General features: G+C 34.5%; 7 protein-coding genes. 5 read left to right on the top strand and 2 right to left on the bottom strand.

What is annotated here, in order from left to right:
* Nucleotides 1–58: 58 nt before the first annotated feature.
* Together H8R24_RS08000 and H8R24_RS08005 are read right to left on the bottom strand one after the other, a co-directional pair.
* Complete coding sequence (locus H8R24_RS08000) at nucleotides 59–3,760, bottom strand: restriction endonuclease subunit S (protein ID WP_187018068.1); 3,702 nt, start codon at nucleotides 3,758–3,760, stop codon at nucleotides 59–61.
* A gap of 5 nt (nucleotides 3,761–3,765) precedes the next feature.
* Complete coding sequence (locus H8R24_RS08005; RefSeq protein ID WP_187018067.1) at nucleotides 3,766–4,089, bottom strand: helix-turn-helix domain-containing protein; 324 nt, start codon at nucleotides 4,087–4,089, stop codon at nucleotides 3,766–3,768.
* Between the two features lie 493 nt (nucleotides 4,090–4,582).
* Here H8R24_RS08005 and H8R24_RS08010 point away from each other — a divergent pair, with 493 nt between their 5' ends.
* The 5 genes from H8R24_RS08010 to traJ are packed head-to-tail and all read left to right on the top strand — an operon-like array spanning nucleotide 4,583 to nucleotide 9,384.
* Nucleotides 4,583–4,885, top strand: a complete 303-nt coding sequence (locus tag H8R24_RS08010) for a DUF4134 domain-containing protein (protein WP_187018066.1) — start codon at nucleotides 4,583–4,585, stop codon at nucleotides 4,883–4,885.
* A 10-nt stretch (nucleotides 4,886–4,895) separates the two neighbouring features.
* The gene (locus H8R24_RS08015) at nucleotides 4,896–5,228 is read left to right on the top strand and encodes a DUF4133 domain-containing protein (protein WP_187018065.1); all 333 of its coding nucleotides are present in this window, start codon (nucleotides 4,896–4,898) and stop codon (nucleotides 5,226–5,228) included.
* Complete coding sequence (locus H8R24_RS08020) at nucleotides 5,225–7,729, top strand: TraG family conjugative transposon ATPase (protein ID WP_187018064.1); 2,505 nt, start codon at nucleotides 5,225–5,227, stop codon at nucleotides 7,727–7,729. The genes H8R24_RS08015 and H8R24_RS08020 overlap by 4 nt, the downstream gene beginning before the upstream one ends.
* 24 nt (nucleotides 7,730–7,753) lie before the next feature.
* Entirely contained in the window at nucleotides 7,754–8,386 is a 633-nt protein-coding gene (locus H8R24_RS08025; protein WP_187018063.1) for a DUF4141 domain-containing protein, read from the top strand.
* 2 nt (nucleotides 8,387–8,388) lie between these two features.
* Complete coding sequence (traJ, locus tag H8R24_RS08030) at nucleotides 8,389–9,384, top strand: conjugative transposon protein TraJ (protein WP_187018062.1); 996 nt, start codon at nucleotides 8,389–8,391, stop codon at nucleotides 9,382–9,384.
* Nucleotides 9,385–9,449 lie beyond the last annotated feature (65 nt).

The following is a 9,449-nucleotide window of genomic DNA, read 5'->3' on the forward strand; positions in this document are numbered from 1 at the left end:
GTTTATCTAAAAAAAAGAAAAGCCAAAAATGTTTGAACAAATTTGGCTTTCATTTACACTACAAATACTTCTTTAATATAGCTTCTTTCTGTTTTGGAATGTCCGCAATATTCTTTTCCAATTCAGATATTTTGGTTTCTATCTTTTCTATTGCTTTAACAATCTTATTTTGTTCTGAAATTGTTGGTACAGAAATTTCTATCGGATTTAAATTCATTACAGAAAGCCCTGGTTGAGCAGTTCCTGTTGCATATTGATTCAAATTCATAAATACTAATTGATAATGTAACCAAATAACATCTACCTCTTCTTTAGGATAAGCAACTAATGCATGTTCTGTTGCGTGAAATTTTCCTGAAACCAAATGAACATTCCCACATAATGCCCCTTGTCGCCCAACTAAAGAAAACTTTCCATCATTTGTAAAACTTTCTGTATAACCTCTAAGTCCATTTCCACCATAACAAGGGTAAAGTTCTGAACTAAACATTTTATTTATATTACCCGCCTTTACAAAATTTCCAGACTTCAATTCACAGACTTCGTCTAATCTTTTTTGCTTCCCATGACTATTTTTGAAATTGGTTTCAATTTCAATTTTAAGTTTTTCAATCTCCTCAACTGCTTTTTTCTGGTGCTCCTCCAATACTTCAATTTCAGAAACTATTTTTTTCTGAATATCTAGTGGCGGTAGTGGAATTTTAAGATTTTTTATATTTGTCGCATTAATACTTGCTTGATTTGCGGCTTTAATTGCATATTTCTGCATTTCAGAAATAAATAGGTTAACTTTAAATATTTCAGAAATATATTTAGGAATTACTAGTTTTTGATTTGGACGAAACCTTAACAAATTTACACCATGAACAACTTTTTCATCCAAATTAAATAAAGCTGTTTTACCTAAATGTGAAACACTGTTAATATGACTTAAAAGTATGTCTCCTTTTTGAAGAAAATCATTCTCAGAAACATTATCATTTGTCCATTTTGTTGCCTTTAAATTAAATGTTGCGTCAGCAATTGTTTCTATACGTGAAACTCGATATTTCCCTTTTAAATCAAACTGCTCTACATTTTTACCATTTTTAATTTCTACAAATACATTTTCAACCTTTTCTTGATCAAATTTACTATCAATTACTATTTTTTTTTTAGCAGAAAGTGAAATGTTTTTTTCAAAATCCACACGATCAAAAGTGAACATATCTACCAAGTTGTGGTAACTTAAGTTCTGTTTCAAATTTTCTGGTAATTCTAAATCAAATTCTCCCAAGAATGCTTTATAAATATAAGTACTCGCCTTTTCTGGGTTAGTAAAACTATCAGCATCATACAATTCAGTACATTCATCTATGCTTTTACTTCGTTGTATAGCATGAATACCCTCGCTACCTCTACGGTTGCTAAATTCATAACCTAAGAAACGTTTTTCTTCGTTTTTTTCGCCTGTTTTTACCAACACTAATTTTTGAGGATATGCCAAAATAAAATAAAGCAATTTATCTTGCTCAATGGCTAAAATTGCAGTCCAAAGTTCAGTTTCATTTTTAGCTTTTATCTTCTTGGTATATTCTTTATAAATTTCGTGTTGTTCAATAGTTTTGTTCGGTGATTTCTGCAGCAATGTTTTATAATCTTCAAAAGAAATGCTATCCCAAACGTGAGCAACATATTTTTTTAGCGGTTTTTCAATACCGTTAATGGTAACATCTTGTAGGTTAACAAAACATTTTTTTATAGCTTCCTCTACATTGTAAGCATCTGCGTTGTTTCTGCGTCTTAAAAATAAAGTAACCGTATTTGTTCCTGTTGCCATAAAGGTATTAGAGCCTAATTCGGCAATACCTAAAATTTCAAAATGCTTTAAAAGAATTTCTCTTGTTTGGGTATAAATACCTGTATTACTCAAAATACTACTTGGTAAAATGATACCAGCTACTCCGCCATCTTTTAATAACTGTTTTGTACGTTCAATAAACAAACATTCTATTTCAGAACTTTGGTCAGTTAATCTATTGTATAAATCAAAGGCTATCTTAGATTTTTCTTCATTCATTAATCCTTTAAAAGCCGAAACAGAATATGGTGGATTTGATATAATGACATCAAATTGCTTGTTATCTTGCGGATAGGTTTTATCGGTTTCTTTCAATAAATCTTTAAATTCTGTTGAAGTTGCAAAATCCCCCAATCCATCACCATGAATGACTTTTGCTAACCCATCACCATGAAGATAGCAACTTACTTTGGCAGTTTTTACCAATCGGTAATCTTTTTCAATACCATATACATAAGACTCCGCCCAATCAAATTGGTCAACTTTCCATTTTTCAATAGCTCTTTTTGTCGTAGGATTAAAAGAACTTTCATCAAGGCTGTCAATGTAATTTTGAACTACCTCCATTGATTCAGTGATAAAATGCCCACTTCCTGCTGCATAATCAATTATAGTAGGTAGTAAGTCATTTTTATTTCCAACTTCAATTTTTTGTGATGTTATTTCCTGAAATGGCAAGCTTTTAATGATAAATCGAGCAATGGGAACAGGTGTGAAAAACTGTCCGGATTCTTGTTTTAAACCTGTTGTTAAAAGCAATTCAAAAAAGTCACTTAAGAACTGTTGACGGTAATTATATCGTATTTGATACACTTGAAGTAGTTCTACCACTTCCTTTACCACTTTCGCATTTTCCTCAAATGAGGCATCATCATATACTTCTTTTATCGCAAATTCATTGTTTTTTTTAAGTCGAATTTCAGTTAAAATTTCTTTGAATTTGTCTTTGTATTGAGATTCTACTTGTAAAAATTGTTTATCAAATTCACTATCACTAACGTCTGTTACTTTCTTTTCTAAAAGTTCAAGCATTCCTCTATTGTATAGGTCTGTCAGCCTTTTTTGAAAAGAAATATGATTATCTTCTCCTTCAAGCCACTGGAAGTGTAATTGGTCGTCTTGATTTCTGTTTTCGTCAACAATTTTGCAAAGAAAAAGCGTGAAAATTTTATTGAAAGCATTAGGTTTATCAGAAACTACATTATGTCTCAGTATTTCTAAAAAACGATTAAAAATAAAACTACTATCTTCTTGTCTTAATACTTTTAAATCATTTTTAGTTAATGCTTTACTTTGGAATTCGTAAGGAGTTACCCAACTATCAAAAACACCGTTTGACTTAGGTAGTTTATTCCAACGTTCAAAGAAATCTTTTACATTTCCTGCTTGTCGGTAATCCTCTTCAATTTTTACAATTGTATTTTTATATTCAACTTTTTTACCTTCTAATTTTGATGCGTATAGCATTATAACATCAGCATTTTTGTCTTGCTGAAAATAAGTAAAGAGTTGTCCTCCGTTTTTTTCTAAATTTTTAAGTTCTTTTTCGAACTCGGCTCCCCAAGTTTTACACTCAATCATTAAATAGGCAGAACTATCTTCTTTGGAAACTAAAATATCTAGTCTTCCACTTGTACCGTGTCCTGTTTTCCAAGTTTTTTCTAAAGTTATATTTTGTGGTTGATATCCTTTTTCGAGTAATCTATCCACACATTCTAAAACAACCCAATTTTCAGCTTGAGAAAAATTTTGAGTAGTTTTACTTTCACCTTTTATTTTATTACCAAAATTGATAATCTCTTTTTCAAAATCAATTTCAATAGCGTAATTGTTTGACTTGGAATATTTCTTTTGAAACGTTTCCGAAGTATTTTCTTTAGGTAAAAATCCTAATGCTTGTATGAGTTTTTTGTTGTTCATTATGATTAGAATGTTAGTTTACCTTGTGTAATGTTTATTTCTTTCAAATATTTAGTTTGTGCTTCTGCAGCAGAGAAAACACTTTCAGAACATTTGTATTTATATGCGTCTTTTGCAAATTTGTCTGCAAAAAATAGATCTTTCACTTTTTCGTAATCTATTTCAAATATTTCAGCTAGTAATTTTACCTTGTCTAAAGCAAGCGATTTTTTATCGTTTTCGATACGACTAACAAGCGGTGTATTTATCTTGATTAAAGCTCCAAATTCAGTTTGGCTCCAACCTTTCCTCTCTCGTTCTGTCTTTATAAATTTACCAAAACTTGCCATTTTAATGTTTTATCTTAATTAGTTTTATCCATTTTGGGTAAAATTAAAAAAAAGAATTTACATACAGAATTTTTTTGATAAATAAAAATTGACTTTAATCTACTTTTTAACATCAGAATAAAATTGAAGTGTTCTAATTTTAGTCTGTAAATAATTAGTATTTAGTGTGTTAATGACACGAGGTGGATTAGGAGGGATCAACCAAGTAACTAAAAATGATTATCCATTATTTTGATTTAATCTCACGGATTTACAGAGGAAGAATCAATTAACAATCTTTCATCATGCTGTATTGCATATTGCGATTTACAATATAATAGTATTGATTACTCAAATTTAGTGATTCTATTATCCCAAACTAAGTTAGCATGTCTTCTTCTGCCAAATAACTCCACTCAACGACAACATATTAAACTGCAACTGTTTCCAAATGATATTTGTTTTTAAATACTGTAAAGTACAGGAACAAAGAACAATTTAAATTTTTCAAATCATGGGAAATCGAGTTAAAAAAGTAGTGTTAGTAGTGACTATACTATCAACAATTAGTGCAGTAGCACAAGGAAACGGAACAGCAGGAATCACCGAAGCGACGCAAATGGTTACTTCTTATTTCGATCCTGCTACCCAACTTATTTATGCTATTGGGGCAGTAGTTGGGCTAATTGGTGGGGTGAAGGTGTATAACAAGTTTAGTAGCGGTGATCCAGACACGAGCAAGACGGCGGCGAGTTGGTTTGGAGCTTGTATCTTTTTGATTGTAGCGGCAACTGTTTTACGTTCGTTCTTCCTTTAGTATTTGCGCTATGAATACGTATACTATTAATAAAGGCATTGGAAGAACGGTAGAGTTCAAAGGACTGAAAGCGCAGTACTTGTTCATCTTCGCAGGTGGTTTGCTCGGGATGCTTATCCTAGTAATAATCTTGTACATGACAGGCGTCAATTCTTATCTCTGTCTGTTTATCGGCATCGGTGGAGGATTGCTATTAGTATGGCAAACTTTTTCACTGAACAAAAAGTACGGCGAACATGGATTGATGAAAGTGGGAGCAAAGAAGCGACATCCACGATATATTATCTGTCGCATGCCTGTGTATCGCTATTTTCAGTTGAATTCCAAAATGTATCAGCCATGAGAAATAAATCAAAAGCGACAACACTAGAAAGTAAGTTTCCGTTGCTAGCAGTAGAAAATAATTGTATTATCTCCAAGGATGCTGATATCACAGCGTGTTTTCGAGTACAGCTACCAGAGCTTTTCACAGTAGCCTCTGCGGAATATGAAGCCATTCATTCTACTTGGCATAAGGCTATAAAAACCTTGCCTGATTATACGGTGGTGCACAAACAGGATTGGTACATCAAAGAAAATTATGCTCCTGATATTGCCAAAGAAGATTTGAGTTTTTTGGCAAAATCCTACCAGCAACATTTTAATGAGCGTCCGTTTCTCAATCATTATTGCTATCTGTTCTTAACTAAAACGTCCAAAGAGCGTATGCGAATGCAGAGTAATTTTTCTTCGCTTTGCAAAGGAGTGCTCATCCCAAAAGAGCTAAGAGATAAAGAAACCATCTCTCGCTTTATGGAATCGGTGGCGCAATTTGAGCGAATTGTAAACGATTCCGATTGTATAAAACTGGAACGATTAAGTGAGGAGGATATCATTGGAACAGCTGGCAAACAAGGATTACTGGAACAGTACCTAAGCCTTTCAAGAGAGGAGGGAACACCATTGCAAGATATTGCTTTGGGAGGAGAAGAAGTTCGCATAGGAAACAAAAGATTGTGTCTGCATACGTTGTCCGATACCGATGATTTGCCTAGTTCAGTAGCAGCAGAAACCCATTATGAAAAATTGTCTACAGACAGAAGTGATTGTTTGTTGTCTTTTGCTGCACCAGTTGGATTGTTGTTAAGCTGCAATCACATCTACAACCAGTATCTTTTCTTGGATAACAGTGAAGACAACCTGCGCAAGTTTGAGAAGTCAGCAAGAAACATGCATTCCTTGGCACGGTATAGTCGAGCCAATCAAATCAATAAGGAATGGATCGAACGCTATTTGAATGAAGCACATTCTTTTGGACATGCATCTATTCGGGCACACTTCAATGTAATGGCATGGTCAGATAATCCAGTTGAATTAAAACAACTAAAGAACGACACTGGTAGTGCTTTGGCACTGATGGAATGTAAACCAAGGCACAACACTACAGATGTGGCGACGCTCTATTGGGCAGGAATGCCAGGCAATGCAGGAGACTTTCCGAGTGAAGAAAGCTTTTACACTTTTATTGAACCTGCACTTTGTTTTTTCACTGAAGAAACCAATTATAAAAGTTCGCCTTCACCATTTGGAATCAAGATGGCCGACCGACTGACTGGAAAACCCATTCATTTGGATATTTCTGATCTGCCGATGAAGCGCGGTATTATCACCAACAGGAACAAATTTATATTAGGACCATCCGGTTCAGGGAAATCCTTCTTTACCAATCATATGGTGAGACAATATTACGAGCAAGGCGCGCATGTGCTGTTGGTGGATACAGGAAATTCGTATCAAGGATTGTGTGAATTAATCAAAGGAAAAACCAAAGGAGAAGATGGCGTTTATTTCACCTACACCGAAGACAATCCGATTGCTTTTAACCCTTTCTACACCGATGATGGCGTATTCGATATTGAGAAAAGAGAAAGCATTAAAACTTTAATATTGACCTTATGGAAAAGGGATGATGAACCACCAACACGGTCCGAAGAAGTGGCACTTTCAAATGGAGTGAGCGGGTACATTGAGCGAATCAAGCAGCAGGATGAATTTCCTTCCTTCAATGGGTTTTATGAATTTGTACAAGGAGATTATAGACAAGTATTAGAAGATAAAAAGGTACGAGAAAAAGACTTTGATATTGCCAACTTCTTAAATGTATTAGAACCTTATTACAAAGGAGGTGAATATGATTATCTATTGAATTCCGAAAAGCAACTGGATTTACTTTCTAAAAGATTTATTGTTTTCGAAATAGATGCAATCAAGGATCATAAAATCCTTTTTCCTATTGTGACCATCATCATTATGGAGGTTTTTATCAATAAGATGCGTCGTTTGAAGGGAGTACGAAAACTAATCCTGATCGAAGAAGCTTGGAAAGCCATTGCAAAAGAAGGGATGGCAGAGTACATCAAATACCTTTTTAAAACGGTGCGAAAGTTTTTTGGAGAAGCCATTGTTGTAACGCAAGAAGTAGATGATATCATTCAATCTCCCATTGTAAAAGAAAGTATTATTAACAATTCGGATTGTAAAATACTGCTGGATCAAAGAAAGTACATGAACAAATTTGACGATATCCAGGCCATGATTGGTCTGACTGAAAAAGAAAAAGCGCAAGTACTTTCCATCAACATGAACAATGATCCCAAACGACTTTACAAAGAAGTTTGGATCGGGTTAGGAGGTACGCATTCGGCAGTATATGCTACAGAAGTTAGTTTCGAGGAATATTTAGCTTATACCACTGAAGAAACAGAAAAGTTGGAAGTGATGCAATTGGCAAGCCAATTAGATGGAAACGTAGAACAGGCTATCAAAAGGATTGCCCTTTTGAAAAGGGAAATAGAAAACAATTAGTGAAAATTTTAAAAACAAATAGCAATGAAAAATTTAAAAATTATGGTGTGCATGGTGATTTTATTCGCTTTCATGCCGACTGCTAAAGGACAGTGGGTGGTAACAGATCCTACAAATTTGGCTCAAGGAATAGTTAATTCAGCAAGACAGATTATACAGACTTCGACCACAGCGACCAACATGATTAACAACTTTAAAGAAGTCCAAAAAGTCTATAATCAAGGAAAAGAATATTACGATAAACTGAAGGCGGTAAACAATCTGGTGAAAGATGCTCGAAAAGTGCAACAGACTGTGCTACTTGTTGGCGATGTTTCTGAAATGTATGTAAAGAATTTTGGAAAAATGTTGAACGATCCCAATTTCAATGAGCAGGAACTAACAGCAATTGCGAATGGGTATTCGATCTTACTCAACGAAAGCACAGAACTATTGAAAGAGTTAAAACAAATTGTAAACTCTTCCAGCTTGTCGCTCAATGATAAAGAACGAATGGACATTATTGACCAGGTATATGTAAAAGTAAAAGAGTACCACAATTTAGTTCGTTATTTCACGAATAAAAATATTTCGGTTAGTTATCTGCGAGCCAAGAAAGCTAATAACAGCCAAAGAGTATTGGATCTATACGGAACCGCTAACCAGAAATACTGGTAATCATGGAATATAGTAATCTTCATGAAGTACTACGTTCGCTCTATGACGAGATGATGCCATTATCAGCAGATATGGCAGCGGTTGCTAAAGGTTTGGCTGGATTGGGTGCTTTGTTTTATGTAGCATTAAAAGTCTGGCAAGCGCTTAGTAGTGCCGAACCAATAGATATGTTCCCGTTACTTAGACCTTTTGCTTTGGGTATCTGTATTACATTTTTCCCAACGATTGTATTGGGAACGCTTAATGGAGTATTGAGTCCAGTAGTGCAGGGAACGCACAGCATATTAGAAAGTCAAGTTTTAGATTTAAATGCTTTACAACAGCAGAAGGACCTATTGGAGAGAGAAGCGATGCTTCGTAATCCTGAGACAGCCTATTTAGCATCGGATGAAGAATTTGATAAAAAGTTGGATGAACTCGGATGGACCCCTTCCGACTTGGTAACCATGTCAAGCATGTACGCGGAAAGGCAGATCTACAGTCTAAAGAAAATGTTTCGAGATGGATTTCGTGAATTTATTGAAGTCCTTTTTCAAGCGGCTGCACTAGTCATAGATACGATACGAACATTCTTCTTAATAGTGCTTTCAATATTGGGGCCAATAGCATTTGCGATTTCAGTCTGGGATGGATTTCAGTCTACTTTAACGCAATGGCTGACTCGGTACATTAGTGTGTACCTCTGGTTACCCGTTTCAGATCTTTTTAGTGCGATGTTGTCCAAGATCCAATCCTTAATACTCCAAAAGGATATCGACAGTTTATCCGATCCCAATTTTATTCCCGATTCATCAAGTACTGTTTATATCATATTTATGATTATTGGCATAATAGGGTACTTTACCATACCTACGGTGACTGGATGGATTATTCAGGCTGGTGGCGCAGGGAATTTTGTTCGCAATATAAATCAAACAAGTACTAAAACTGGGAATATTGTTGGGGCAGGAACTAGCACAATTGCAAGAACGATTGGCGGTAAACTAATGAATAAATAATTAGAGGTGTAAAGTTATGTACTTATTTTAATTATTTGTAATCCAATGTGTTTATGCTTCATCAT

Source organism: Flavobacterium muglaense (genome assembly GCF_014305155.1).
Classification (GTDB): Bacteria; Bacteroidota; Bacteroidia; order Flavobacteriales; family Flavobacteriaceae; genus Flavobacterium; species Flavobacterium muglaense.

What these genes read in the sequence shown, in the direction of transcription:
- H8R24_RS08000 (WP_187018068.1), bottom strand. Translation starts at nt 3,760, where the DNA reads ATGAACAACAAAAAACTCATACAAGCATTAGGATTTTTACCTAAAGAA.
- H8R24_RS08005 (WP_187018067.1), bottom strand. Translation starts at nt 4,089, where the DNA reads ATGGCAAGTTTTGGTAAATTTATAAAGACAGAACGAGAGAGGAAAGGT.
- H8R24_RS08010 (WP_187018066.1), top strand. Translation starts at nt 4,583, where the DNA reads ATGGGAAATCGAGTTAAAAAAGTAGTGTTAGTAGTGACTATACTATCA.
- H8R24_RS08015 (WP_187018065.1), top strand. Translation starts at nt 4,896, where the DNA reads ATGAATACGTATACTATTAATAAAGGCATTGGAAGAACGGTAGAGTTC.
- H8R24_RS08020 (WP_187018064.1), top strand. Translation starts at nt 5,225, where the DNA reads ATGAGAAATAAATCAAAAGCGACAACACTAGAAAGTAAGTTTCCGTTG.
- H8R24_RS08025 (WP_187018063.1), top strand. Translation starts at nt 7,754, where the DNA reads ATGAAAAATTTAAAAATTATGGTGTGCATGGTGATTTTATTCGCTTTC.
- traJ (WP_187018062.1), top strand. Translation starts at nt 8,389, where the DNA reads ATGGAATATAGTAATCTTCATGAAGTACTACGTTCGCTCTATGACGAG.